The sequence below is a fragment of the Pseudomonas sp. HMWF021 genome (genome assembly GCF_003061005.1).
Classification (GTDB): domain Bacteria; phylum Pseudomonadota; class Gammaproteobacteria; order Pseudomonadales; family Pseudomonadaceae; genus Aquipseudomonas.
This window is the reverse complement of the sequence record NZ_QAIK01000097.1, coordinates 1-24,616: the sequence shown is the minus strand read 5'-3', so window position 1 is coordinate 24,616 and position 24,616 is coordinate 1. Positions and strand designations below refer to the sequence as shown.

24 protein-coding genes are annotated in these 24,616 nt (G+C 60.8%); 10 read left to right on the top strand and 14 right to left on the bottom strand.

All coding sequences use genetic code 11. The annotated features are described in order from the left end of the window. Window positions 1–4: 4 nt before the first annotated feature. The 3 genes from DBR18_RS13185 to DBR18_RS13175 are packed head-to-tail and all read right to left on the bottom strand — an operon-like array spanning window position 5 to window position 2,427. Entirely contained in the window at window positions 5–721 is a 717-nt protein-coding gene (locus tag DBR18_RS13185) for a hypothetical protein (protein ID WP_108590644.1), read from the bottom strand. A 37-nt stretch (window positions 722–758) separates the two neighbouring features. Then, window positions 759–1,493, bottom strand: coding sequence for a hypothetical protein (locus tag DBR18_RS13180; protein WP_108590643.1), 735 nt, complete (start codon window positions 1,491–1,493; stop codon window positions 759–761). 22 nt (window positions 1,494–1,515) lie between these two features. After that, a complete protein-coding gene (locus DBR18_RS13175; protein ID WP_177482379.1) occupies window positions 1,516–2,427 on the bottom strand; it encodes a LysR family transcriptional regulator in 912 nt (303 codons plus the stop codon). Window positions 2,428–2,505: 78 nt separating this feature from the next. Here DBR18_RS13175 and DBR18_RS13170 point away from each other — a divergent pair, with 78 nt between their 5' ends. Together DBR18_RS13170 and DBR18_RS13165 are read left to right on the top strand one after the other, a co-directional pair. After that, window positions 2,506–2,994, top strand: coding sequence for a DMT family transporter (locus DBR18_RS13170; protein ID WP_108590641.1), 489 nt, complete (start codon window positions 2,506–2,508; stop codon window positions 2,992–2,994). A 171-nt stretch (window positions 2,995–3,165) separates the two neighbouring features. After that, complete coding sequence (locus DBR18_RS13165) at window positions 3,166–4,440, top strand: aminotransferase class I/II-fold pyridoxal phosphate-dependent enzyme (RefSeq protein WP_108590640.1); 1,275 nt, start codon at window positions 3,166–3,168, stop codon at window positions 4,438–4,440. A 25-nt stretch (window positions 4,441–4,465) separates the two neighbouring features. On the opposite strand, the gene DBR18_RS13160 is transcribed toward DBR18_RS13165, so the two are convergent. The 5 genes from DBR18_RS13160 to DBR18_RS13140 form a co-directional block, all read right to left on the bottom strand. Then, a complete protein-coding gene (locus DBR18_RS13160; protein ID WP_108590639.1) occupies window positions 4,466–5,797 on the bottom strand; it encodes an MFS transporter in 1,332 nt (443 codons plus the stop codon). A 171-nt stretch (window positions 5,798–5,968) separates the two neighbouring features. Then, window positions 5,969–6,895: a hydroxymethylglutaryl-CoA lyase gene (locus DBR18_RS13155; protein WP_108590638.1), complete on the bottom strand. Its 927-nt coding sequence runs from the start codon at window positions 6,893–6,895 to the stop codon at window positions 5,969–5,971. Next, window positions 6,892–8,085 carry a CaiB/BaiF CoA-transferase family protein gene (locus tag DBR18_RS13150; protein ID WP_108590637.1) on the bottom strand — a complete coding sequence of 398 codons (1,194 nt, stop codon included), beginning with the start codon at window positions 8,083–8,085 and terminating at the stop codon, window positions 6,892–6,894. Before DBR18_RS13150 ends, DBR18_RS13155 begins: the two co-directional genes overlap by 4 nt. Window positions 8,086–8,310: 225 nt before the next feature. Next, complete coding sequence (locus tag DBR18_RS13145; protein ID WP_108590636.1) at window positions 8,311–9,213, bottom strand: LysR family transcriptional regulator; 903 nt, start codon at window positions 9,211–9,213, stop codon at window positions 8,311–8,313. A 79-nt stretch (window positions 9,214–9,292) separates the two neighbouring features. After that, window positions 9,293–10,570, bottom strand: coding sequence for a hypothetical protein (locus tag DBR18_RS13140; RefSeq protein WP_108590635.1), 1,278 nt, complete (start codon window positions 10,568–10,570; stop codon window positions 9,293–9,295). 212 nt (window positions 10,571–10,782) lie between these two features. Between DBR18_RS13140 and DBR18_RS13135 the strand changes: the two genes are divergently transcribed. Further along, window positions 10,783–11,418, top strand: coding sequence for a hypothetical protein (locus DBR18_RS13135; protein WP_108590634.1), 636 nt, complete (start codon window positions 10,783–10,785; stop codon window positions 11,416–11,418). Between the two features lie 24 nt (window positions 11,419–11,442). Here the strand turns inward: DBR18_RS13135 and yiaY are convergent, their stop codons facing one another. Beyond that, complete coding sequence (gene yiaY, locus DBR18_RS13130) at window positions 11,443–12,591, bottom strand: L-threonine dehydrogenase (protein WP_108590633.1); 1,149 nt, start codon at window positions 12,589–12,591, stop codon at window positions 11,443–11,445. A 154-nt stretch (window positions 12,592–12,745) separates the two neighbouring features. Between yiaY and DBR18_RS13125 the strand changes: the two genes are divergently transcribed. Then, window positions 12,746–13,765 carry a DUF4917 family protein gene (locus DBR18_RS13125; RefSeq protein WP_108590632.1) on the top strand — a complete coding sequence of 340 codons (1,020 nt, stop codon included), beginning with the start codon at window positions 12,746–12,748 and terminating at the stop codon, window positions 13,763–13,765. Window positions 13,766–13,852: 87 nt separating this feature from the next. On the opposite strand, the gene DBR18_RS13120 is transcribed toward DBR18_RS13125, so the two are convergent. After that, window positions 13,853–14,395 carry a helix-turn-helix domain-containing protein gene (locus DBR18_RS13120; RefSeq protein ID WP_108590631.1) on the bottom strand — a complete coding sequence of 181 codons (543 nt, stop codon included), beginning with the start codon at window positions 14,393–14,395 and terminating at the stop codon, window positions 13,853–13,855. A 106-nt stretch (window positions 14,396–14,501) separates the two neighbouring features. Between DBR18_RS13120 and DBR18_RS13115 the strand changes: the two genes are divergently transcribed. Together DBR18_RS13115 and DBR18_RS13110 are read left to right on the top strand one after the other, a co-directional pair. Continuing rightward, the gene (locus DBR18_RS13115; protein WP_108590630.1) at window positions 14,502–15,284 is read left to right on the top strand and encodes an aldolase; all 783 of its coding nucleotides are present in this window, start codon (window positions 14,502–14,504) and stop codon (window positions 15,282–15,284) included. A 25-nt stretch (window positions 15,285–15,309) separates the two neighbouring features. Next, complete coding sequence (locus DBR18_RS13110; protein ID WP_108590629.1) at window positions 15,310–16,191, top strand: dihydrodipicolinate synthase family protein; 882 nt, start codon at window positions 15,310–15,312, stop codon at window positions 16,189–16,191. A gap of 126 nt (window positions 16,192–16,317) precedes the next feature. Here the strand turns inward: DBR18_RS13110 and DBR18_RS13105 are convergent, their stop codons facing one another. Next, window positions 16,318–16,662 carry a YegP family protein gene (locus DBR18_RS13105; protein WP_108590628.1) on the bottom strand — a complete coding sequence of 115 codons (345 nt, stop codon included), beginning with the start codon at window positions 16,660–16,662 and terminating at the stop codon, window positions 16,318–16,320. Between the two features lie 156 nt (window positions 16,663–16,818). Between DBR18_RS13105 and DBR18_RS13100 the strand changes: the two genes are divergently transcribed. The 3 genes from DBR18_RS13100 to DBR18_RS13090 all read left to right on the top strand — a co-directional run bounded on the left by DBR18_RS13100 (window position 16,819) and on the right by DBR18_RS13090 (window position 20,992). After that, window positions 16,819–17,355 carry an RNA polymerase sigma factor gene (locus DBR18_RS13100; RefSeq protein WP_007963226.1) on the top strand — a complete coding sequence of 179 codons (537 nt, stop codon included), beginning with the start codon at window positions 16,819–16,821 and terminating at the stop codon, window positions 17,353–17,355. After that, window positions 17,352–18,311, top strand: coding sequence for a FecR domain-containing protein (locus DBR18_RS13095; protein WP_108590627.1), 960 nt, complete (start codon window positions 17,352–17,354; stop codon window positions 18,309–18,311). The genes DBR18_RS13100 and DBR18_RS13095 overlap by 4 nt, the downstream gene beginning before the upstream one ends. Window positions 18,312–18,433: 122 nt before the next feature. Beyond that, window positions 18,434–20,992, top strand: a complete 2,559-nt coding sequence (locus tag DBR18_RS13090; RefSeq protein ID WP_108590626.1) for a TonB-dependent receptor — start codon at window positions 18,434–18,436, stop codon at window positions 20,990–20,992. Between the two features lie 129 nt (window positions 20,993–21,121). On the opposite strand, the gene DBR18_RS13085 is transcribed toward DBR18_RS13090, so the two are convergent. Continuing rightward, window positions 21,122–21,424 (bottom strand): ribbon-helix-helix domain-containing protein, encoded by a 303-nt coding sequence (locus tag DBR18_RS13085; RefSeq protein WP_108590625.1) that lies wholly within the window; start codon window positions 21,422–21,424, stop codon window positions 21,122–21,124. Between the two features lie 13 nt (window positions 21,425–21,437). After that, window positions 21,438–22,019, bottom strand: a complete 582-nt coding sequence (locus DBR18_RS13080) for a DJ-1/PfpI family protein (RefSeq protein WP_108590624.1) — start codon at window positions 22,017–22,019, stop codon at window positions 21,438–21,440. Window positions 22,020–22,298: 279 nt separating this feature from the next. On the opposite strand from DBR18_RS13080, the gene DBR18_RS13075 reads away from it, so the two are divergent. Then, window positions 22,299–23,189, top strand: a complete 891-nt coding sequence (locus tag DBR18_RS13075) for a DMT family transporter (RefSeq protein WP_108590623.1) — start codon at window positions 22,299–22,301, stop codon at window positions 23,187–23,189. A gap of 122 nt (window positions 23,190–23,311) precedes the next feature. Here the strand turns inward: DBR18_RS13075 and DBR18_RS13070 are convergent, their stop codons facing one another. Further along, window positions 23,312–24,538 carry an SAM-dependent methyltransferase gene (locus DBR18_RS13070; protein ID WP_108590622.1) on the bottom strand — a complete coding sequence of 409 codons (1,227 nt, stop codon included), beginning with the start codon at window positions 24,536–24,538 and terminating at the stop codon, window positions 23,312–23,314. Window positions 24,539–24,616: the final 78 nt, after the last annotated feature.

Genomic DNA, 24,616 nt, shown 5'->3' with positions numbered 1-24,616 from the left:
GGGGTCAGTAACCTCGCAGGTCTTCAGGGACGCTGTATTGCTGGCCATCATAAGTCAGGGTGATCTGCTTTTTCTTCAGGTCCGTGGTTGTGGTGATGCACTGATTGCCGGACCGGGTGGTTTTCGTTTTTGTGCCACTGGTGGTGACGATCAGGTCGGCAAACCCCTGGTGACTCGAAGGCCCGACCTCGAGCGTGCGACGGATTTTGCGGGTATAGCCCTCGCAGCCGTTGGTGAATTCACCGTGGTTCCTGGACACCACCAGCCCTTCGAGCACCGGACGCAGCTCATCGCCTTCGCGCACGTACAGCGCCAGATCGGTTTTTTCGTACGGATTGGCCTTGGCGTTGTTCGCGAATTTGGCCCGCAGTCCGAAAGCGCGGATGTCCGGCGTCAGTCGATAGCGGGCCGTGTCGATGCGAACATCGTCCAGTCGCACGGCATCGGAGTTGTAGGCGCCCGGTTTATGGTAGGTGGCAACGGGTTTGGCGTTGCTGGCATTGACGAGCGCCAGATCCAGATCGAAGGCCCCGGCCTCGTCACCGCCGGAATCGGCCACATAAGTGGATTTGACCGAAATCGCCTGACTCGGGAACGCCGGCCAGACGTTGCAGCGCGACATGGTTTTGCCGTCGAAGCTCTTGGTGGTGCAGGCGGCATGGGCCTGGGTGGTGATGGCCAGGAAACCGAGGGCGATCAGGAGTCTGGTGGGGTTGAGCATGGTTCTTCCTTGATAATTGTCGTGTTCGGCTGGCGGATTAAATGCCTTGGGAACCGTTTGGCAAAACGTAGGATTTTCCGTCGTAGTGCAACGTGGTCAGCACGGGTTTGTAATTCGTGGTCTTCATTTCGCAATGGTCCGGTGGCCCCTCGCCGCTCACGCCGGTGGTGACCGATTTCACGATCAGGTCGGCAAATCCGTGAGAGCTGGTTTTACCCATTTCGATGGTGCTGACAGTGGTCGCACGGTCGCCCGCGCAATTGCCATCCCATTCGCCGCTGAAGCGGTAAACCAGCAGCCGATCCAGCACCGGACGCAATTTGCCGTCTTCTTTCACATAGAGCGACAGCTGGGTTTCATCCAGAGGATTGACGCGCGAGGAGCCTTTGAAAATTGCCTGGACACCAAAGGCACGAAGGTCAGAATTGAGTTTGTAGCGCGCCGTATCCAGTTCCACGCTCTCCAGTGCGACGGCGTCAGACTGGAACGCGGACGGTTGGTGATAAGTAGCGAGCGGTCTCGAGTTGTCGGCTGACGACACGGATAAATCCAGATCATAAGCGCCAATTCTGTCGCCATGGGCGTACACCGGATCCGGTTCAAATTTGGCTATCGCCTTGATCGTCAGGGGCGGATCGACCGGCCAATCCCTGCAGACAGACACATCCCACTGCCCTGTCACCGCAGGCGGCGTGCACCCGGCCAACACCTGCCCTGCCATCAACCACCCACTCAGGGCCATCCACCCGATCCATCCAGACTTCACTGTCACCTCCCACTCCTTGATAACCTTTTCAGCCGCGCACTATCCCCTCCTCAATCCTGCGATTCAACCAGTTCAACGCCTGATCCCCACCCCGCCGCCTGTGCCACGCCAGCACAAAGGTGAACGGTGCGATCTCGAACGGCGGCGGCAGCACAATCAGTTCCTGCTGATCGATCTGGCGTACGCTGCGTGAGGATACGGTGAGGATCAGGTCCGTACCGCTGATCAACTGCGGCGCGACATTCCAGTGCGGCAGGCTGATGGCGACGCGGCGGCGTTCGCGCAATGAGGTCAGCGCCCGTTCGATTTCCGGGGTGCCGCTGCCGCGCATCTCCAGCAGTACGTGTGGGCGAGACAGGTAGGTCGGCAAATCCAGAATGCCGTCTGCCGGCAACGTCCGGCGATCCAGCAGACAGACGTAGCGTTCCTCAAACAGGAGGGTGCTGCGCAACTCGTTGGGCATTTCCGGGAACACCCCGGCAGCCACATCGATGTCGCCGTTGAGCACGCCTTCCAGCATGCCCTCGCGGCTGGCGTGGCTGATTTGCAGGTCGATGCCCGGGGCCTCGCGGCGCAGGGTGCGAATCAGCCCCGGCAAAATGATGGCCGCGCCATAGTCAGACATCGCCACGCGAAAGGTACGCCGCGCTTGGGCCGGATCGAAGGCGTTGGGCGCCAGCAACGATTGCACCTGGGCCAGCGCTTCGGCCAGTGGCGCGACCAGTTCCAGCGCCCGCGCGGTGGGCACCAGGGTCGACCCGGCCCGCACCAGCAGCGGATCGCCGAGCAGGTCGCGCAGGCGCGCCAGCGCATGGCTGACTGCCGGTTGGCTCAAATGCAGACGTTCGGCGGCGCGGGTGACGTGCTGCTCACTGAGCAAGGCGTCGAGGATCACCAGCAGGTTAAGGTCGATGCGGCGCAGTTCATTCATCTTGTGCATGTTCTGGATGACAAAACGGAATTTAAATCTGCGTGACGAATACCTTAGAGTCCAGCAAAACCTTGCTGGAGAGAGATCATGACTACGTTGCAGTGGGCCGGCCTGTTGCTGCTGGCAGCGGTGGCCGGGGCGGTCGTGCCGTTTCAGAGTGCGATCAACACCAATCTGGCGCGGGGCCTGGGGCATCCGTTGTGGGCAACGCTCGCTTCGCTGCTGGTGAGCGTGCTGGTGCTGCTGCCGGTGATCCTGGCCCTGCGCCTGCCGTTACCGGGCTGGGCGCTCATCGGCAGGATGCCCCTGTGGATGTGGGCCGGCGGCGCGTTCGGGGTGTGCTTTGTGGCGCTGGCGGTGATGCTGGTGCCCAGGCTTGGCGCCTCGGGATTCGTTGCGCTGGCACTGGCGGGCCAGGTGCTTGCTTCGATGCTGCTGGACCACTTCGGACTGTTTGGTCTGGTCGAGAAACCGCTGAGCCTGCCCCGCATATTCGGCGCGCTATTGCTGGTCGCCGGCGTAGTGCTGATTCAGTTTGGCGATTCGACAGGCAGGAATCTGGCGCCAACCGGGTAGGAATCGGAGCAAACCGACATCCCATCAGGACATCGCCCTACAAACAAATCTCCACCAGCGCTCAATATTGCAGGAAGTGTCTGATTCAAGCCCACCGCTGCGCTCCGTAAAGTCTGGCAACACACACAAATTGCAACAATCCACGGATCGCTACGCTCAAGGGATGTATTGATGAACCAGATGCAGCAAGCACCTAACCTTTATTCCAACTACCGAAAAGTCATCGCGCTGGCCAACCCCCATTGGGACGCTGCCGAACTCGGCAAAGTGGCAGGTCTCAATGTCGAGGTCACAGGTGCCAACCGCCTGCTCGATCAATACGGACGGGACTTCCAGCATTTCTGCACCACCTCGTATCTGGGACTGGACCACCACCCGGCCCTGCTCGAAGGCGCTATCGCCGCACTGCAGGAAACCGGCACCCTGCGCGTTGCCAATTCGAAGAACCGCTGCAAACTGGCGATCCTGGATCGATATGAATCCGAGCTGTCGCAACTGTTCGATACCATTTGCCTGACGACCTTGTCCTGCAGTGCCGCGAGTGCAGGGGTCCTGCCATTGCTGGCCAGTGGTGTACTGACCGAAAACCGCCCGCCGGTGATGGTCTTCGATCAGCAGGCGCATTATTCGATGAACCACTTGAAAGCTGCCTGCGCCGACGAAACCCGCGTGCTGACCTGCCCGCACAACGACATGGATTTTCTGGAGCAGATCTGCCAGCGCTACGGTCGTGTGGCGTATGTGGGCGACGGCGCCTACAGCATGGGCGGCGTGGCGAACATGGAAGGCTTGCTGTACCTCAAGGATCGTTACGGGCTGTTTCTTTATCTGGATGACTCCCACGCATTGTCGGCCGTCGGTCACCGTGGGCTCGGCCTGGTACGCCCGCGCATGCCAGCGCTGGACGAGGATTGCCTGATCGTCGCATCGCTGGCCAAATCCTTCGGCGCCAGCGGAGGGCTGGTGATGCTCGGCAATCAGCGGCAGAAAAAACTCATTCAGCGTTACGGCGGCCCGAGCAACTGGTCGCAGAGCCTCAACTGCGCGGCGATCGGCGCCGGCCGCGCCTCGATCCGCCTGCACTACAGCACCGAGTTCGCGCAATTGCAGGCCCGCCTTCAAACCAATATTCGCCTCTTCGACAGTCTGATCAGTACCGATCAATGCCACAGTGCGATGGCAATCCGTTTGATCCGTTGCGGTCAGGCCGAACGTGCCAATCGCATCGCCGGGGCGTTGTCCGAGCTTGGTTTTTTCACCAGCGCGGTATTTTTCCCGGCGGTGGCCCAAGGCAAGGCGGCGATCAGGATAACCCTGCGCGCCGACATGGAATCGGCGCTGATCCGCAACTTCTGTGAGGGGGTGACCGAACTGTTGCGCACGCAACGTATCGACTGCGCCAACGCGCCCGGGACGCTCAATGAACCCGGGCATCACCCTTCCTGAGTAAGCCGTCCTGACGCCTGCAACCTCAATGCTTGTCGAGCGTGCGCAGTTTCTGCGGCAACCCCCACAACAGCAACGCGGCGGCAATCAGCGCGGCCACGCCGATCACATAAAGGGCCGGTGTGGTGCTGCCTGTCAGGTCCTTGATCCGCCCGACCATCACCGGGCTGACGATGCCGCCGAACTGCCCGAGCGTGTTGATCACCGCAATCCCGCCTGCCGCGCCGGCGCCAGCACCGGCGAGCAGCTTCGGCGGCAGGGTCCAGAAGCTTGGAATCGAGGCGATGATACCGGCACCCAGCAAGCCGAGCGCGACGATCAGGAACGTGGTGTGGCTGGCGAATATCCCGGCGCTGAAGAAGCCGATTGCACCAACGATCACCAGGCCTGCGACAAACTTGCGTCGCTCACCGGTAGCGTCTGAAAGACGTCCGATCACCACCATGCTGATCGCGCCGCAAACATAGGGAATGGCCGTCAGCAGACCGATCATCACCGGGCTCTCGGTGCCGGCGCTGCGGATCAGTTGCGGCGCCCAGAAATTCAGGCCGTAGGACGCCACCTGGATCAGGAAATAGATCAGCCCCAAGGTAAGAAAACCGGGGATCTTCAACGCTGCCAGCAAGGAGCCACCGCTCTTGTGCGGTTCATGCTGGGCGATACGGCTGGCGAGCAGTTGTTTCTCTTGCGCGCTGAGCCAGTGAGCGTCCTCGATGCGATCCTTGAGCAGGGTCAGCACCAGAAAACCGAGGCCTACGCACGGCACGCCGCCGAGCAGGAACAGCCAGTGCCAGCCGCGCATCTGCAGAACCCCGTCGAGGTGTTCCAGCACCAGCCCGGAGAACGGCGCGCCGACCAGACCGGCGAATGCCGACGCGAGAAACAGCATCGAGGTGATGCGCCCACGGAAGTGCTGGGGAAACCACAGTGTCAGGTAGTACAGCACGCCCGGCGCGAAACCGGCCTCCATCGCGCCGATCAGAAAACGCAGCGCGTAGAACTGCCATTCGCTGGTGACGAACACCATCAGCGCCGTCGCCACGCCCCAGGACATCATGATCCGGGCAATCCAGCGCCGCGCGCCGACCTTGTACAGCATCATGTTGCTGGGCACTTCGAACAGCACGTAACCGACCACGAACAGCCCTGCGCCGAGGCCATAGGCGGTGTCGCTCAAACTCAGATCGGCCTGCAACTGGAACTTGGCGAAGCTGATGTTGATGCGGTCGAAAAAGGCGAACAGGTAGCAGACCATGATCAGTGGCATCAGGCGCCAGGCGACTTTGCTGACCAGGGCTTTTTCGGCATCGTGATCGACGGACGAACTGGCGTGCGCCTCTATTGCGTTGAGGTTCATAGCGTTTCTCCAGGCGGACTGCCGGTGGGCGTCCGATTGTTTTTGTTGTCTGGTTCGGGTTTTGAACTGTGGGTGAGGCTGCTCGCGATTGAGGTGTGTCAGGCAATCTGTGCGGTGGTTGATATACCGCTATCGCGAGCAGGCTCACGCCTACAGGAGGGCTTCGTGTGTTCAGGTGGGGATCGGGTGCAGGTCGCAATTACGGCCAGCCTTGGCCAGTTGACCGGGGACTTCGTGGCCCAGCAGCTCGGGCAAACCTCGGGACAGTTTCAGCAGCAGCGGCAAGTCGATGCCGGTATGAATGCCGATCTCATCGCACAGGTTCACCAGGTCTTCGGTGCAGATATTGCCCGACGCACCGGGGGCAAACGGGCACCCACCGAGGCCACCCAGCGCGGCATCGAAACGCCGCGCGCCGGCCTCATAGGCTGCCAGCACATTGCACAATCCCAGACCTCGGGTGTTGTGGAAATGCAGGGTCAGGTCCGCCGGTGAAACCCGCTGCAACACGCGGCGCACCAGTCGATCCACCTGTCGCGGATTGGCCATGCCGGTGGTGTCGGCGAGGGTGATGCCACGGATGCCGAGCTCCTGATAAGCCTCGACAATCTGCAGCACGCGATCCTCGTCGATCCTGCCTTCGAAAGGGCAACCGAAGGTGGTGGCGATGCTGCCATTGAGTTGCACGCCGGTGCCGCTGGTGAACGCGACAATATCGCCGAACGCCGCCAGCGAAGCCTCACAGCGCATGCGCATGTTGGCCAGGTTGTGCGTCTGGCTGGCGGACATCACCAGATTCAGTTCATCGGCGCGCGCCTGCAGTGCGCGCTGCGCGCCTTTGAGGTTGGGGATCAATGCGACGTAAACAACCCCGGGCTGACGCTCGATGCCGGTGAAGACTTGCTCGCCGTCACGCAATGCCGGAATGGCACTTGGCGACACGAACGAACCCGCCTCGATGCGGCTGAACCCGGCCCGGGACAACTGATCGATCAGGGCGATCTTGTCAGCGGTTTCCACCCAGGTCGGCTCGATTTGCAAGCCGTCGCGTGGCGACACTTCCTGGACGATCAGGGTTTGCGAATAGTCGGAAATCATTGCACCACCCCTTGGCTTTTCAGGCGTTGAATATCGGGTTCAGTCAGGCCCAGGCCGGCCAGTACAGTATCGGTGTGCTGGCCGAGCCCGGGGCCTGACCATTTCACCTCGCCGGGGGTTTGCGAGAGCTTGGGCACGATGCCCGGCATTTTCACCGTTGCGCCACCGGGCAGGTCGGCATCGAGCAACATGTCACGCGCCTGGTAATGCGGATCAGCCACGATGTCGGCCACCGAATAGATGCGCCCTGCGGGGACTTCGGCGGCTTCAAGCGCCGCGAGCACCTCGTCGATCGGCAGGCTGCTGGTCCAGTGGGTGATCGCCGCGTCGAGCAGACCGCTCTGCGCCGCACGGCCGTCGTTGTGGGCGAATTCTTCGGCATCGGCCAGATCTGCGCGGCCGATGGTGTGCATCAGGCGCTTGTAGATCGGGTCGCTGTTGCCGGCAATCACCACGTAGGCACCATCGGCCGTGAGGTAGGTGTTGGACGGCGCAATCCCCGGCAAGGCGCCGCCGCTGCGTTCGCGGACATGCCCGAGCATGTCGTATTCCGGCACCAGACTTTCCATGACGTTGAACACGCTTTCGGCCAGCGAGACATCGACCACTTGCCCGCCGCCCTGCCCGGTCTTGACCACCAGCAACGCCATCAGTGCGCCGATCACCGCGTGCAGCGAGGCCAGCGAATCGCCGAGGCTGACGCCGACCCGCGCCGGTGGCGAGCCGGGTGTGCCGGTGGTGTAACGGATGCCGCCCATCGCCTCGCCAATCGCACCGAAACCGGGACGGTCGCGATACGGGCCGGTCTGGCCGTAACCGGAAATGCGCACCAGGGTCAGGTCGGGGTTCAGCGCATGCAGAACGTCCCAGCCCAGACCGAGTTTTTCCAGGGCACCGGGGCGCAGGTTTTCGATGATCACGTCGGCGTCGCTCGCCAGTTGCTTGACCAGTTCGATGCCTTCGGCGGACTTGAGATTGAGTGCCAGGGATTTCTTGTTGCGCGACTGCAGGTACCACCACAGCGAAGTGCCTTCGTGCAGCTTGCGCCATTTGCGCAGCGGATCGCCCTGGCCCAGGTTTTCGATCTTGATCACTTCGGCGCCGAACTCGGCAAGCATGCGCGCGGCAAAAGGGGCGGCAATCAGGGTGCCGATCTCGATCACTTTGATCGCACTCAAGGGGGCAGTCATCGCGCAGTACCTCTTGTTCTTGGAATAGGTGGCCAAGGCTAGAGGAACGATGATCGGGCAATCCAGCCTTCTCTCGGCAATGGGCGTTCGCGAAATGCGAACGCTCGACGGGGGTTTGATTTGAAGCCGCCTTCGCGGGCAAGCCCGCTCCCACAGGAATCAAGGTCAGGTGGGAGCGAGCCTGCTCGCGAAGAGGCCAGATCACTCACTGAAAATCCAGAAGTCCTACCGACGCAAATGCTCGAATAACATCCGGCTCACCGGCGACAACCCCGCCTCATCGCGCACCACCACGATCAACTCACGGTCCGACCACGCATCCGTCAACGGCACCGCGTGCAGGCCCAGTGCCTGACCAAACAACTCATAGGCACGCTGCGGCAAAATACCGATGCCCATGTTGGCCTGGACCATCCGGCACACCGCGTCGAACCCCGGCACATGAATGCGAATGCGCAGCACCTTGCCGGCCTGACGCGCCGCTGCGTGGGTGCGCATGTTGATCGAACTGGCCGCGTGCAGACCGACGTAATCACTGTCCAGGGTTTCGCTGAACGCCACGCGGGAACGGCTGGCCAACGGATGTTCCGGCAGCATCACCACCACCAGTTTGTCCTGGCGGTACACCACGCTGTGCAGGCTCTTGATGTCACTGTCATTGGAGCAGATGCCCAGATCCGCAACCCCGTCGAGCACGCCTTGAATGACCCCGGCGCTGGGCCGCTCTTCAAGGTCGGTCTTGACCTGAGGATGCTGCGCGGAGAAATCGCGCAGGTCTTCGGGCAGGAATTGAATGATCGCCGAAAGGTTCGCCAGCATGCGCACATAGCCGCGCACGCCATGGCTGTGCTCGCCCAGTTCGAGGCCCATTTTCTCGACATTGAAGAGCATCTGCCGGGCATGGTGCAGCAGCGTTTCACCGGCCGCCGTCAGCGTCATGCCCTTGGCCTGACGCACAAACAGGCTGATGCCCAGCGCCTCTTCCAGCTCCAGCAGGCGCTTGCTGGCCGCCGACACCGCGATGGCTTCGCGCGAGGCCGCACGGGTCAGCGTGCCCTCCTCGTGCACGGCGACAAACAGTTGCAGGGTGATCAGGTCGAGACGGCGGATCAGGCTTTTTTGCAGCATGGAAGGCTCGCTGACTGGGGTTCGTCCGAGCCGGCAGGATAGCCCGGATTCGAATCCCGTTTACACTGCGATTCCCCCGTCAGCTTGCCGTTGTCAATAATCGCACCAGGTGAGCTGCTTCATTTTTATGTCCCAGCACCAGTACCGACGAGCCCTGCAAACAGGCATCCTGCGCTATCCACTCGATACCGGCGGCGCCTTCGACATCGAATTCAGGATCCACCGCACCATCAACCAGAAAGCCTCCCGTGAGTAACCGTCGCTCACCTTCGGAGGTCTGCCCGACCGTGACAATTCGCGGACCGGGGAAGTCATCCAGCGCAAACCCTGCGCTCCAGCTTTTAAGATCCAGCGGCTGCCTTGCAGCGGTGATGACGGGCTCCCCGCCGTTGAACGCTGGATCAGCCCCACCCTCACGGGTGATCGCGCTGATCAAGCCATGCTGATGTTTCTCTCCTGCAGACGACTCGACGGCAGATCCGATCAACAACAAACGCTGCGCCGATTGCGCAACGATGCTATTCACTGAGCTGTCGAGCGGTACGCCGGCATTGTGCAGACTCAGCAGCAGCGTACCGTCCTTGCCAAACGACTTGGCAACCTTCCCGGAACAGTCGTAAGCAAAGACCAGCCCCTGATTGGTTCCCTCGGTCTTGCCATGAACAAGAATCTGCCCATCGCTCAACTGCCTGACCCCGTGCAACGTGATCGCCACCCTCGCAAGCGTCAGGGGAATCCAGCCATTGTCAGCAAAACCGCTGTCGTCTTTGCCATCCAGAAAAAGTCGCGTCAATAACCCGCTCCCCTTTTGGGAAGTGACGAAAATCAATCTGTCCGGTGTGGGTATCGCTGGCGTCGATTGCGCCAGTATCAGGTGGCCGCCCGCGGAATTGTAAAGTTCGGGAAGGCGCATCGGCACGATCCGGTAGCCAGACTGTCCATCACCGAATTCCGTATCTGGCGTACCGTCGGCGTTGAATCGAGCAATGATTTGCTGGGGCTTGCCTGATTCATCTGCAAGCATTGCGCACATCCAGAAAGCACCGCTGGCGTCGAGGACCAGATTGCCGCCTTGTGATAATCGACCACTGACAAACTGGCCGCGAAGGTATCCGTCCTGACCGAAACGGGTATCGAGATGACCGTCCGCAAGCAGTCGCGCCAGGCCGTAAAACGATGCTCCCGATGCATCGATAACGGTTGTACTGACGATGATCTTTCCCGAGGGCAGCACTGCGAGACTTTTGCCGATGGTTTGTCGCGCGGCAGGAAACCGCAATGTTTGCAGGCCTGAGTGGGCAAAGGTCTGATCCAGCTCACCTGCTGATTGTGCTGTACGTCCGTTGGCTTTCGGCATGTTCGTCTGCTCCTCGAGAGGTCGAAGTCGTGTCCACGCATTCGATCCGAAGCAGCCACACTGGGCAACTGACAGAAATGACAGTTGTTTAGAACAAAGCGCAATTGAATCACCTTCAATCAAGTCTAAAAGACTGGTAGTTCTTACAGGTTCGCCTCAGAGAATCCCATGCCAGTCTTTCGCTTCAAAACGATCAGCAACAGAAGGCGGACATGAACGTGACCAAAGAGCGAAAAACGCAACAGCAAGCCCTCCTTGAGCCGTGGCCGGCACCCTATATGATCTATCCCGAACCGGGAGAAATCCGCAAACCGTCAACACTCCTGCTCGGCAGCGGTATCCCTGAGGCCGATGTCGAGGTCTGGAGCAGCGACGAAACCCAATTGCACGGCAAAGGCAGAATCAACAAAAACGGGCGCTGGGCATTCAGTGTCAGTGGTGACCTGGCGGCAGGCCCCCATGTGATCAAGGCTCGCCAGACCTTCAACGAGGTTGAATCGTCCTGGAGCGAACATCGCTCATTCGACGTGGATCTTGAGGCGGGGCTCGACGTGCCGGCGATAAGCGAACCCCGAGAGGGTGAGTCGCTGGATCAGCCTGTAATCTTCAAAGGAGACGCCCGACAACCCGGGGGCATGGTTGACATCCTTGATCTGGACAGGGATCTCTGGATTGCATACGCAGTGGTTGACACGGAGGGCCACTGGGTCACAGAAACGCCCGTCAGTTTTTCTCTCGGCGAGCATCGGATTTCGGCCATCCAGCGTGTCAACGGCAAAAAATCAGACTGGGCACGCATGCGGACATTTACGGTTAGCGTTGGTGAAAAGGGCAAACAGCCTCGTTAAGACTGTTCACCCGGCCACACTCGCTCAAAACGCGTTGCGGAAAATCTCCTCGATCTGGCGCTGATCCGCCGCCCGAGGATTGGTCAGTCCGCACGCGTCTTTCAGCGCATTGCCTGCAAGCACCGGAATGTCGCTGAGCCTGGCGCCGAGTTCGCGCAGACCGCCAGGAATCTCGACGTCCCTGGCCAGGCAACGGATCGCGTTGATTGCCGCTTGAGCGCCCTCTTCCGGGCTGAAACCGCGAATATCAGCGCCCATGGCGTGGGCCACATCCGTCAAGCGGTCCGCACAGACCAGCGCGTTGAACGTCTGCACATGGGGCAGCAACACGGCATTGCACACGCCGTGGGGCAAGTCGTAGAAACCACCCAACTGGTGGGCCATGGCGTGCACATAACCGAGCGACGCGTTGTTGAACGCCATGCCGGCGAGGAACTGCGCATAAGCCATGTTCTCCCGCGCCGCGAGGTCGCTGCCGTCACGCACGGCCAGGCGCAGGTTGTTGCTGATCAGGGTCATGGCCTTCAGCGCACAGGCGTCGGTGATCGGGTTGGCGGCGGTCGAAACGTAGGCTTCGATGGCGTGGGTCAGCGCGTCCATGCCGGTGGCGGCAGTCAGGTTTTTCGGCATGGCGACCATCAGCGCCGGGTCGTTGACCGAAAGCAGCGGCGTGACGTTGCGGTCGACGATGGCCATTTTCACGTGGCGCGACTCGTCGGTGATGATGCAGAAACGAGTCATCTCGCTGGCGGTGCCGGCGGTGGTGTTGATGGCGATCAGCGGCAACTGCGGCTTGCTCGATTGATCGACGCCTTCGTAATCGCGGATCTGCCCGCCGTTGGTCGCGCACAGGGCGATGCCCTTGGCGCAGTCATGGGGCGAACCACCGCCCAGCGACACCACGAAATCACATCGACTGTCCTTCAGCAGCGCCAGACCGGACTCGACGTTAGCGATGCTCGGGTTCGGTTTGGCGCCATCGAAAATCACCGAATCGATGTCCTGCATCGCCAGTTTCTCGGCGACCATGGTTGCCACGCCAGCCTTGACCAGCCCCGTATCAGTGACGATCAGCGCCTTGCGAAAACCGTAGTTGCGGATCGCAACCATGGCCTCGTCCAGGCATCCGTTGCCCATGATGTTTACCGCCGGAATGAAAAAAGTGCTGCTCATGCGCGTCTCCTGACTGGGGCCGAATCGACTGCCGCGATCCGGCGGATGCACACAGGATCGACCGATCGGTCACCGGCGATGTTGATCTGGCTCAATGCCCGCTCGTGATAAAGTCGCCGTCCATCAGCCCCTATGTTTTGAGATGTGCCAAGCAATGAGCGATTTTCTGGATGTCGATGCCACCCTCGAAGACTGGAACGCCCTGCGCGCCAGCGCCGACTTCAACGGTCTGCTGGTGGGCAATGGCGCCAGCCGCGCGGTGTGGGACGATTTCGGCTACGACTCGCTGTTCGAAAACGCCCGCACCGTGGAGGAGAAACCGCTGAGTCCGTCGGAACTGAGCGTGTTCGATGCGATGCAGACGCGCAGCTTCGAGCAGGTGCTCGGCGCGCTGAAAACCACCAGCCGGGTCAACAAGGCGCTGGCCGTCAGTTCCGCCGCACCGCGCAATCGCTACTACGCGATCAAGGAAGCGCTGATCAACACCGTGCACGCGGTGCACATTCCGTGGCGACTGGTGCAGGTCTCGACGCTGGCGACGCTCAACGACGAGCTGGCGCGTTACCGCACGGTGTTCACCACCAATTACGACCTGCTCAATTACTGGGCGCTGCAACACAAAAGCGAAGCCATCGACGATCTGTTCAACGGCCCCGACGCCAGTTTTGACCTGAGCGACAGCACCAGCGCCAAACCGCGTCTGCTGTACCTGCACGGCGGCTTGCATCTGGTGCGCAATCAGGACGGCACCGCGCGCAAACTGACCTCGACCGAGGGCACCCTGCTCGGCAGTTTCGCGATCAACAATACGATCAAGACCCTGGATGATGTGCCGCTGTTCGTCACCGAAGGGCCGAGCGCGGACAAGCTCAAGACCATCCGCAGTTCGGATTATCTGTCATTCTGTTATGAGCAGTTATTGGGGCACGCGCACAACCTGTGCATCTTCGGGCATGCGCTGGGCGAGCAGGATGTGCACATCGTGCGGGCGCTACGCCTGGCAAAACCTGCGACCGTGGCGATCTCGATTTATCCGCGCAGTGCGGCGTTCATTCAGCATCAGAAGCGCCATTACGCGAAGGTGTTCGAAGGGACCGGCGTTGCGTTGCGGTTTTTTGATGCGAAGACGCATGCGTTGGGGAATCCGAAGCTTTCGGTGCCCGTCGAGGTTTAAGCAAGATCAAAAGATCGCAGCCTGCGGCAGCTCCTACAGAGATCGGCGTAGGAGCTGCCGCAGGCTGCGATCTTTTGATTTTAACGTTCACTCTTCGGTACTGTGCACCACCACCAGCAACTGCGCCTGCACCTCGCCCACCGATCTGATCCGATGCGGCTTCTGCGCGTTGAAATGCAGCGCATCGCCGCGCTCCAGCAACACTTTCTCGTTCATGAAATCCACTTCCACCTGCCCTTCATGGACGAACAGAAACTCCTCGCCCAAATGCTCCTTGAAGGTCTTGTCGGTGAACTCGCTCGGCGGGTAGATGATGAATGGCAGCAGGTTGCGTTCACTGACCTGATGCGCCAGCACCGCATAGCCCGGGCTCTGATCGTTGGCCGCCAGTGACTGGCGTTCGTGACTGCGCACCAGGCTGTAGCTGTCGAGGCTGACGTTGTCTTCGGAGAACAGTTCCTCGACCTTCACGTTCAGCGCTTTCGCCAGTTTCAGGGCGGCCGCGATCGACGGGGTATTCAACCCGCGTTCGACTTTCGACAGATAACTCTTGGTCATGCCGGATTTTTCGGCCAGTGCCTCAAGGGTTACGCCAAGTTTTTTTCTTAATAATTTCAAACGGATAGACATGCGCAGCAGTTATTCCATCAAGGAAACGACGATTCATGCTTGCTTATGACACTTTGTGTCATATAGGCTCTTTAGTGTCATTTGCAATCACCCAAAGGACACAGACATGGCCAAGACATTAGCACTACCCAAAGAGCAACTGGTCAAGCAAGCGCTGACCCAGATGCAAAACACCCTGGCGGATAATACGTGGACTGACCGGCAAAAGCTGGCGCTGACCTGCCGGATCCTGTTCGAGAGCGGTCACGACTCCGGTCTGGCCGGACAAATCACCGCTCGCGGCCCACAACCGGGAACCTATTACACTCAACAACTGGGCCTGGGTTTCGATGAAATCACCGCGAGCAATCTGCTGCTGGTCAACGAAGACCTGGAAGTGCTCGAAGGGCACGGCATGGCCAACCCGGCCAACCGTTTCCACAGCTGGGTCTACCGCGCCCGGCCGGACCTGAACTGCATCATCCACACCCACCCGACGCACATCGCCGCGTTGTCGATGCTGGAAGTGCCGTTGGAAATCTCCCACATGGATCTGTGCCCGCTGTACGACGACTGCGCGTTTCTCGAAGGCTGGCCGGGGGTGCCGGTGGGTAACGAAGAAGGCGAACTGATCGCCGGGGCACTGGGCGACAAGCGCGCGATTCTGCTGTCGCACCACGGCCAGTTGTCGACTGGAAGCACGATCGAAGAGGCCTGCGTCATCGCCCAATTGATCGAGCGCGCAGCGAAGTTACAACTGCTGGCGATGGCGGCCGGCAACATCAAGCCGATCATTCCGGCGCTGGGTCGCGAGGCCCATGACTGGGTGTCGAAACCCAAACGCCACGCCGCCGCTTTCAACTACTACGCCCGGCAGAACCTGCGCCAGCACGCCGATTGCCTGAACTGATTTCAGCTTTTCAAGGAGACACAGCATGTCCAACATTCACGGCATCATCGGCTACACCATCACCCCGTTCGGCGCCAACGGCGAAGGCCTCGATCTGCCAGCCCTCGGCCAATCCATCGATCGCCTGATCGACAGCGGAGTCCACGCCATCGCGCCGCTGGGCAGCACCGGCGAAGGCGCTTACCTGAGCGATGCAGAATGGGATCAGGTCGCCGAGTTCAGCATCAAGCACGTCGCCAAACGGGTGCCGACCATCGTCAGCGTGTCCGACCTGACCACCGCCAAAGCCGTACGCCGCGCACGCTTTGCCGAAGCCCACGGCGCCGACGTGGTGATGGTGCTGCCGGCCTCTTACTGGAAGCTCAGCGAAGCGGAAATCCTCGCCCATTACCGCGCCATCGGCGACAGCATCGGCGTGCCGATCATGCTCTACAACAACCCGGCCACCAGCGGCACCGACATGTCGGTGGAGCTGATTCTGCGCATCGTCAACGGCGTGGACAACGTCACCATGGTCAAGGAGAGCACCGGCGACATTCAGCGCATGCACAAGCTGCAATTGCTGGGCGACGGTCAGGTGCCGTTCTACAACGGCTGCAATCCGCTGGCACTGGAAGCGTTTGCCGCCGGCGCCAGAGGCTGGTGCACCGCCGCGCCGAACCTGATCCCGCAGTTGAACCTGGATCTGTACGCGGCCACTCTGGCCGGCGATCTGCCGCGGGCACGCGAGCTGTTCTATCGCCAGTTGCCGCTGCTGGACTTCATTCTCAAGGGTGGTTTGCCGGCGACGATCAAGGCCGGGCTACGCGAGACGGGGCTGGAGGTCGGTGATCCGCGGCTGCCGGTGTTTCCGTTGAACGAGGCTGGGCGAGGTCAGATGAAAGCAATCCTCAAGACCCTGCGCTGATACCAGGCAACACACAAAACCCTGTAGGAGCTGTCGAGTGAAACGAGGCTGCGATCTTTTGATCCTGATCCTTACAGATCAAAAGATCGCAGCGTGCCGCAGCTCCTACAGAGGGATGTGCCGGGTTCAGAGCACCGGCAAGGTCTTGTCCTTGATCACTTTGCTCGGCCCGTTGGCCTTGACGCTGGCGATACCTTTGGCACACGCGGCGTCATTGGAGTACGACTCGCTGCTGCCGATGATCTGGTGATTGGCGGCCTTCAGATTGAAGTAGGGGTGGCCGTCCTTCGTCGATTTCTTCTCGTAGCGTTCATCCAGCGGGCTGTTGGTCTGCACCGCTGCAATGCCGGTTTCAGCGGCGCTGCGGGTGGTGTACAGCTCGCTGGTCAGAATCGTTTCGGCATTCGCCGCTTTCAGCACGAACCTGAACTGGCCGTTGCTGCTTTTATTCAACTCGTACCATCCGGACATGTTGCCACTCCTGTCGATTGAACCCTCGAAAGTAAAGACTGTTTCGATGGTTTAGCCACTGCGGGACGCCAGGTGTTATTGGCAACATGACAAATGACAATAATTCTCGATATCATCCGCGACTTTCTGTGCCCGGCTTCGTCAAGAAGGATATCCATGCCCCGCCTCACGCCCGATCCTCTGTCGGCGGATTCATTTCGCCGGTTTTACGGGGACATCCTGCATTACCTGCGCAAACGCACGGAAAACCCCAGCGACGCGGCGGACATGACCCAGGACGTGTTTACCCAATGGCTCGACTACCGCGACCGGGCCAAGGTCGAGCAGCCGCGCGCGTTCCTGTTTCAGATGGCGCGCAATCTGTTGCGCGATCATTGGCGCAGGCAAAAGGTGCGGCACATTGTTCAGCCCAATCACGATAGCGATGTGGAACCGGTGACTGACGAACATCACGACCCGATGGCCGCCGCACAACGCCAGCAACGGCTGGAACATTTGAAGCAAGTGTTGGCCGAACTCTCGCCTCGCCGGCGCGAGGCCCTTATGCTGCACCGCTTCGAAGGCTTGAGTCAGGCACAGATTGCCGCGCGCATGGGGATTTCACTGAGCATGGTGGAAAAACACATTGCCTTCGCGCTGATGCATTGCAAGCAACGCCTGGATAACGACAACGGCACGGAGCAGCCCGAATGAACCGCCCTTACGAACTCGACAGCGATCCGGGCGACGACAGCATCGACGCGCAGGCCGCCGCGTGGTTTACCCGCAATCGTCAGCCGCAGGGCCACAGCGTGCGCCAGGCATTCGAGCAATGGTTGCGCGAACCGGAACATGCCCGGGCTTATCGGGCATTCGAGGCGCTGTGGGCGGATCTGGGTGAGCTGCAGCACCTGAACCCGCCCATTCCACTCAAGACGCAAAAACCCAAAGCGAACTGGCGCCCCGCACTGGCGATTGCGGCGGCGTTGCTCTGCGCGGTACTGACCGCGCCTCTGGGCACCTCGCACGGGATTTATCAGCAGCAGATCAGCGCGCAAGCCAAAGGCATGCGGACCTTCGAACTGCCCGACGGCAGCACCTTGTCGGTAAACGCCAACACGCAACTGCACGTGGATTTCGATAGCCATCAGCGGCGGATCGTTCTGCAGCGCGGCCAGTTCTACGTCGAAGTCGCACCGGACAGGGAGCGGCCACTGTGGGTGCAAACCGGTGATGCGACCGTGCGAGTGGTCGGCACCGGTTTTGACGTTCGACGCAGCGACAGTCAACTGGTGGTCAGTGTCGCTCACGGTCAGGTGGCCTTTGCACCAGACAACCGTGCGCCGCTGCTGCTCGGTGCGCAACAACAGGCCACCGCCGATCTCATCAGCGGCTCGCTGCAACAGCAGACACTGGCCGCCAGTCAGGTGGCCGATTGGCGCACGGGGCAACTGGCGTTTCGCAACCGTGAACTGGCCAGCCTGATCGACGAGTTGAACCTGTATCGCGCTCAACCGGTGGTGCTGGCCAATCCGCAACTGGGGCGGATCCGAGTCTCCGGCAACCTTGATGTTGAGGATCCGGATGCGCTGATCAATGCCCTCCCCGCACTGATCCCGGTGAAAACCGTGGCCCTGGCCGACGGCCGCATCCGCATCGAAAACCGCTGAAACACCTCACATGAGAATATTTTGCATTCGCATGTGAGGTTTTTTTTGCCTGCCGCGTCTTCCTCCGGTCTGCGTTGCTGACGCAGGCCTTTTTTGGCCTTTCAGCCACTTTGGGGGATTCCATGTTTCGCGTGTTTTCGCCGTACCCACTTACCGGCCTTCGTCCGACCCTGCTTGCCGCCTGCCTGGCGTTGAGCGTGCAGGCCCATGCCGAGTCCATCAGCCTGCATCTGCCGGCACAGCCGATGGCGACGTCGCTGAGCGAGATTGCTCGGCAGGCAAAAATCCAGTTGCTGTTCGACGAGGCGCAGTTGCGCGATCTCAAGGCACCGGCCATCGACGGTGAGTTCAGCGCGGAAACGGCGATCCGCCAACTGCTCGGCAACAGCCCGTTCGGCCTGATCAAGGTCAACCAGACTTACGTCGTGCGTCCCGAAGAACCGCTCACCAGCAGCAGCGACGGCATCCAGCTCGATGCGCTGAGCGTGATCGGCAGCGGCACCGAAGTGGACTCCAGCACGGTCGGCCGCTCGACCCTGACCCAGGCCGACATCGACCGCCATCAACCGAACAACATCCCCAGCCTGCTGGCGACGCTGCCCGGCGTGAGCATGGGCGGCTCGATGAAACCCGGTGGCCAGACCATCAATATCTGGGGCCTGGGCGATGCCGAGGACGTGCCATTGACGGTGGATGGCGCCACCAAAAGTGGTTTCGAGCGTTATCAGCAAGGCACGATTTTCATCGAGCCGGAACTGATCAAACGCATTGAGGTGGAGAAAGGTCCGCACTCGATGCTCACCGGCAACGGCGGCTTCGGCGGCACCGTGCACATGGAAACCAAAGACGCGCCGGACCTGCTGCAAGAAGGCCGCAACACCGGCGCCATGCTCAAGTACGGCTACGCCAGCAACGACCATCAGCAGACGTACACTGGCGCGGTGTTCGGTCGCACCGACGATGGCCGGGCCGACGCGCTGGTCTATCTGACCAAACGCGATGGCGGCGACATGAAACTGGCCGCAACCCCGCCCGATCCGGACAACCAGTACCCGATCAACCCGCAGCGCCTGCCCAACAGCGCGCAGGATCTGGACGGACAGTTGCTCAAGTTCAACCTGCACCTGAACGATGAACACAGCGTCGGCCTGTCGTATTCGCGCTCGCAAAGCCAACGCTGGACGCCGTTCTCCTCGGCCAGCTATCCGACGCCGCCCAGCGCGTCCAACATCAAACAGTACGGCTACGAAAACGCGCTCAAGCGCTTTCTTGCCAACCGCGAAACCACCGACACCACCTGGTCGACCAAGTATCAGTATCAGCCGCTGGACAACCGACTGGTCGACTTCAAGCTGAGCTATTCGGAGTCCAATACCGATCAGACCGACGAGCGTGATGCCACGGCGTTTTTCCAGACCTCCACCGGCGGGCGCAAGATGGACACCGCCTACAAGGACCGCATCCTCGAGGCCAGCAACATCAGCCTGTTCGATACCGGCCCGCTGGCCCACGCCGTCACCGGTGGCATCCAGATCCGCAAGCACAGCCGCGACACCGAAATGTGGATGCCGGGCAAAACCTACGACGTGCCGAAATACAACTACGGCCACTTCCAGCCAAGCTTCATGCCCCAAGGCAAGGTCGACACCAACAGCGCCTACCTGCAAGACGCGATCACCCTCGGCGACTTCACCCTGACCCCGTCGGTGCGTTACGACCACGTACGCAATCGGGGCGAAGCCAACGATGCGTCGTACTACAGCAACCCGGATCCGAGTTTCGGTCACGATTACAGCGACCGCACCTACACCGGTTGGTCGCCACGCCTGTCGGCGTTCTGGCGCATGACTCCGGATGTCGGTTTCTTCGTCGACTACAGCAAAACCTGGCGTGCGCCGGTGATTGACGAGCAGTACGAAGTCCAGGGTCTGGGCAGCCGCACCGCCACCAGTGTCGACCTCGACCCGGAGCGCATCACCGGCTGGCGCGCCGGCAACATCAGCAACTTCGCCAACGTGCTCACGGACCGCGACAACGTGCAGATCCGCACCACGCTGTTTCGCAACAAGATCGACGACGAAATTTTCAAGGCCACCGGCGTCGGCTGCGAAAATCAGGCGATCAAGGGCGGCACCATTGCCTCGGACTGCAAGGGCTCGGGGCCGATGGGCAACTACCGCAACATTGGCGGCTTGACCATCAAGGGCTTCGAAATCGAAAGCTTCTACGACTCCACCTACGCGTTCGGCTCGTTGTCCTACTCGTGGATGACCGGCACCCATGAAGGCGCGTACACCAATCCCTGGGGGCCGGATGTGTGGGTGCGTGACGTCCCGCCAGCCAAGTGGATCGCCGTGTTGGGCGTGAAGATTCCGAGCTGGGATGCGCAGGTGGGCTGGCAAGGTGAATTCGTGCGCAAGACCGATCGTCTGCCGAGCGACAAATACGGGTCGGGCAAAAACACCGTGGGCGACGTGTTCTACGACCAGTACGCCAACGACCGCTACAACGTGCAAGGCCTGTTCGCCAACTGGAAACCGCAGCAGCCGTACCTCAAGGGCACCGAGGTCAACCTGACCGTCGACAACCTGTTCAACGAAGACTACCGCCCCGCACTCAGCGGTGACCGTGCCTACAGTCAGGGGCGCAACGCCAAGGTGAGTGTGACGCGGTTCTTCTGATGCGGATTTTGCAGTCCTGATCTGACCTTTTCGCGAGCAGGCTCGCTCCTGAAGTTGACCGCATTCCACTTGAGAAACCGGTCAAAAACGGGAGCGAGCCTGCTCGCGAACAAGGCCCATCGGGCTCGATCATTTCACCGCCCGTACCACCGGCAACGCCGGCGCAGACGTGCGCCGCTGGCTCAGATACCGCGTACAGCTCACCCGCAAAAACGAAGCAAAATTCACCACCTCCCCGCGATAATCCATCACCTCTTCATACAGCTTGGCGATCAACTGGTTGGTGGTCATGCCATCGACTTCGGCGATTTCGCTGAGGATGTCCCAGAACTGGTTTTCCAGGCGCAGCGTCGTCACCACGCCGCAGATGCGCAGCGAGCGCGAGCGGGATTCATAGAGAATCGGGTCGGCCTTGACGTAGAGCTCGCACATGGACGAATCCTCGTTACAGGGTGATCTTGGTGCCGAGCAGGCCGAGGAAACCGGCCAGCCAGTTCGGATGCGCCGGCCATGCTGGTGCAGTCGCCAGATTGCCTTGAACGTGGCCGTCGGTCACCGCGATATCGATGAACGTGCCGCCAGCCAGTCGTACTTCCGGGGCGCAGGCAGGATAAGCGCTGCATTCGCGCCCTTCGAGAACACCCGCCGCCGCCAACAGTTGCGCGCCGTGGCAGACCGCCGCAATCGGCTTGCCGGCCTTGTCGAAGGCGCGCACCAGCTCCAGGACTTTTTCGTTCAGGCGCAGGTATTCCGGCGCCCGGCCACCGGGGATCAGCAGCGCGTCGTAGTCCGCTTCCGCGACCTTGGCGAAGTCGAAGTTGAGGGCGAACAGGTGTCCGGGTTTCTCGCTGTAGGTCTGGTCGCCTTCGAAGTCATGGATTGCGGTGCGCACGGTCTTGCCCGCGACCTTGTCCGGGCACACGGCGTGCACGGTGTGACCGACCATCTGCAGGGCCTGGAACGGCACCATCACTTCATAGTCTTCGACGTAATCGCCGACCAGCATCAGGATCTTTTTCGCGGCCATGGGGAGGACTCCTCTGGGAAAGGGCTTGCAGGAGTATTCAAGGTAGACCTTATCGGTTCGGGCGGGTAACAACCGGCTACTACGACCTGTCCCCTGTAGGAGCTGCCGAAGGCTGCGATCTGTTGATCTTGCCCTTTAAAGATCGCAGCCTTCGGCAGCTCCTACAGGGGTTACCGCGAACTGTATGGATAAGTCTGTGCCTAGCTGTAACAGCCCGAGCCGCCCGGTTTATGGCTAGATGAAGCCACTTCCCTGTCACCTTCAATTCTGGTCACTCACATGTCCTCGCGCGAAAACACCGGCATGGCCCTCGGCCTGCTCGGGGTTGTGATTTTCAGCCTGACCCTGCCCTTCACCCGCATCGTGGTGCAGGAACTGCATCCGCTGCTCAACGGCCTCGGCCGGGCGCTGTTCGCAGCGATTCCGGCGGCGGCGCTGTTGTTATGGCGGCGCGAGAAGTGGCCGAGCTGGCAGCAGATCAAAGGCCTGAGCCTGGTGATCGCCGGGGTGATTCTCGGCTTTCCCGTGCTGTCGGCGTGGGCCATGCAGACCTTGCCGGCGTCCCATGGCGCGCTGGTCAACGGTTTGCAGCCGCTGTGCGTGGCGCTGTATGCGGCGTGGTTATCACACGAGCGTCCGTCAAAAGCCTTCTGGGCCTGCGCCGCGCTGGGCAGTGCGCTGGTGCTCGGTTACGCGTTGTACACCGGGGCCGGCAGCATTCAGGCGGGGGACTTGTTGATGCTCGGCGCGATTGCGGTGGGCGGTCTGGGTTATGCCGAGGGTGGCCGGCTGGCGAAGGAGATGGGTGGTTGGCAGGTGATCTGCTGGGCGCTGGTGTTGTCGACCCCGCTGCTGATCGGCCCGGTGTTATACCTGGCGCTGCAGCATCACGGTGCTGTGTCAGCCAAGGCCTGGTGGGCGTTCGGCTATGTGGCGCTGTTTTCGCAGTTTCTCGGGTTCTTCGCCTGGTACGCCGGGCTCGCGATGGGCGGGATCGCGCGGGTCAGTCAGATCCAGTTGCTGCAGATCTTTTTCACCATCGCGTTTTCGGCGCTGTTCTTTGGTGAACATGTCGAGCCGATCACCTGGGTGTTTGCCTGTGGGGTCATTGCGACTGTGATGCTAGGGCGCAAGACCGCCGTGCGCCCTGCCCAGCCAGCCACTGCATGACGCACGCATAACCCTGTAGGAGCTGCGGCACGCTGCGATCTTTTGATGTTGTCTTCAAAGATCAAAAGATCGCAGCGTGCCGCAGCTCCTACAGGGTTTTGTGCTGGATCAGTATCAGGGTGTCAGGCAAGGAAGCCGTCGGCGCGCAGCAGGGTTTCCAGGCAGTGCTCGCTGATGTTGTAGAACGCTTTCAACTCGGCAATCTTCACCAGCAACTGAGCCGGGTCCACCGGCTCGGCGCGTTTCACCGCGAGGATCATCTTGTTCTTGTTGGTGTGTTCCAGCGAGATGAACTCGAACACTTTGGTCTCGTAGCCGCAGGCTTCGAGGAACAGCGCGCGCAGGCTGTCGGTAACCATTTCCGCCTGCTGGCCCAGGTGCAGACCGTATTGCAGCATCGGTTTGAGCAGCGCCGGGCTCTGGATCTGCAGGCGGATCTGTTTGTGACAGCACGGCGAGCACATGATGATCGAAGCGCCCGAGCGGATGCCGGTGTGGATCGCGTAGTCGGTGGCGATATCGCAGGCATGCAGGGCGATCATCACGTCCAGTTCGCTCGGCGCCACGCTGCGCACGTCACCGCACTTGAACACCAGCCCCGGGTGTTCCAGTTTCGCCGCAGCGGCGTTGCACAGGTTGACCATTTCTTCACGCAGCTCGACGCCGGTGACTTCACCTTCGGCCTTGAGCGTGTTGCGCAGGTAATCGTGAATCGCGAACGTCAGGTAGCCCTTGCCCGAGCCGAAATCCGCCACCCGCACCGGTTTGTCCAGCGCCAGCGGTGACGAGGTCAGGGCGTGGCTGAAGACTTCGATGAACTTGTTGATCTGCTTCCACTTGCGCGACATCGCCGGGATCAGCTCGTGCTGCGCGTTGGTCACGCCCAGGTCCTTGAGAAACGGCCGGCTCAGGTCGAGAAAGCGGTTTTTCTCACGGTTGTGCTCGGCGGACGGCGCTTCACGCAATTGCTGAGGTTTGCTCTTGAACAGCGAAGACTTGCCCTTTTTGCTGTATTCGAGCTGGGCTTCGTCGGTGACGGTCAACAAATGCGCATTTTTGAACGCCGCCGGCAGCAGCTCGGCAATCACCGCCACGCCTTCGGCCAACGGCAGGTTCTTGGTGATGTCGCGGGTCTTGTAGCGATAGACGAACGACAGGTTAGGCTGCGCCTTGACCGTCACTGCCTTGATGATGATCCGCTGCAGATCCGCCTCTTCGCCCACGTATTTGGCCAGCACCAACTTGATGAAACCGTTCTGTTCGAGGCTGGTTTGCAGCAGCTCGATGAACTGGGCGTGATGGTCGGGCGCTGGTTTTGCAGACGGCGCGGATGGGGCGGTAACGGACATGAACAAGCGGCCTCGGGCGGGGCGAAACGGGAATGGCGGGTATTTTAGGGGGGATGGCGGTTGGGGACACGCTCTTAT

Coding starts and splice junctions, on each gene's coding strand:
- DBR18_RS13185 (WP_108590644.1), bottom strand. CDS start 721: ATGCTCAACCCCACCAGACTCCTGATCGCCCTCGGTTTCCTGGCCATC.
- DBR18_RS13175 (WP_177482379.1), bottom strand. CDS start 2,427: ATGCACAAGATGAATGAACTGCGCCGCATCGACCTTAACCTGCTGGTG.
- DBR18_RS13170 (WP_108590641.1), top strand. CDS start 2,506: ATGACTACGTTGCAGTGGGCCGGCCTGTTGCTGCTGGCAGCGGTGGCC.
- DBR18_RS13165 (WP_108590640.1), top strand. CDS start 3,166: ATGAACCAGATGCAGCAAGCACCTAACCTTTATTCCAACTACCGAAAA.
- DBR18_RS13160 (WP_108590639.1), bottom strand. CDS start 5,797: ATGAACCTCAACGCAATAGAGGCGCACGCCAGTTCGTCCGTCGATCAC.
- DBR18_RS13155 (WP_108590638.1), bottom strand. CDS start 6,895: ATGATTTCCGACTATTCGCAAACCCTGATCGTCCAGGAAGTGTCGCCA.
- DBR18_RS13150 (WP_108590637.1), bottom strand. CDS start 8,085: ATGACTGCCCCCTTGAGTGCGATCAAAGTGATCGAGATCGGCACCCTG.
- DBR18_RS13145 (WP_108590636.1), bottom strand. CDS start 9,213: ATGCTGCAAAAAAGCCTGATCCGCCGTCTCGACCTGATCACCCTGCAA.
- DBR18_RS13140 (WP_108590635.1), bottom strand. CDS start 10,570: ATGCCGAAAGCCAACGGACGTACAGCACAATCAGCAGGTGAGCTGGAT.
- DBR18_RS13135 (WP_108590634.1), top strand. CDS start 10,783: ATGAACGTGACCAAAGAGCGAAAAACGCAACAGCAAGCCCTCCTTGAG.
- yiaY (WP_108590633.1), bottom strand. CDS start 12,591: ATGAGCAGCACTTTTTTCATTCCGGCGGTAAACATCATGGGCAACGGA.
- DBR18_RS13125 (WP_108590632.1), top strand. CDS start 12,746: ATGAGCGATTTTCTGGATGTCGATGCCACCCTCGAAGACTGGAACGCC.
- DBR18_RS13120 (WP_108590631.1), bottom strand. CDS start 14,395: ATGTCTATCCGTTTGAAATTATTAAGAAAAAAACTTGGCGTAACCCTT.
- DBR18_RS13115 (WP_108590630.1), top strand. CDS start 14,502: ATGGCCAAGACATTAGCACTACCCAAAGAGCAACTGGTCAAGCAAGCG.
- DBR18_RS13110 (WP_108590629.1), top strand. CDS start 15,310: ATGTCCAACATTCACGGCATCATCGGCTACACCATCACCCCGTTCGGC.
- DBR18_RS13105 (WP_108590628.1), bottom strand. CDS start 16,662: ATGTCCGGATGGTACGAGTTGAATAAAAGCAGCAACGGCCAGTTCAGG.
- DBR18_RS13100 (WP_007963226.1), top strand. CDS start 16,819: ATGCCCCGCCTCACGCCCGATCCTCTGTCGGCGGATTCATTTCGCCGG.
- DBR18_RS13095 (WP_108590627.1), top strand. CDS start 17,352: ATGAACCGCCCTTACGAACTCGACAGCGATCCGGGCGACGACAGCATC.
- DBR18_RS13090 (WP_108590626.1), top strand. CDS start 18,434: ATGTTTCGCGTGTTTTCGCCGTACCCACTTACCGGCCTTCGTCCGACC.
- DBR18_RS13085 (WP_108590625.1), bottom strand. CDS start 21,424: ATGTGCGAGCTCTACGTCAAGGCCGACCCGATTCTCTATGAATCCCGC.
- DBR18_RS13080 (WP_108590624.1), bottom strand. CDS start 22,019: ATGGCCGCGAAAAAGATCCTGATGCTGGTCGGCGATTACGTCGAAGAC.
- DBR18_RS13075 (WP_108590623.1), top strand. CDS start 22,299: ATGTCCTCGCGCGAAAACACCGGCATGGCCCTCGGCCTGCTCGGGGTT.
- DBR18_RS13070 (WP_108590622.1), bottom strand. CDS start 24,538: ATGTCCGTTACCGCCCCATCCGCGCCGTCTGCAAAACCAGCGCCCGAC.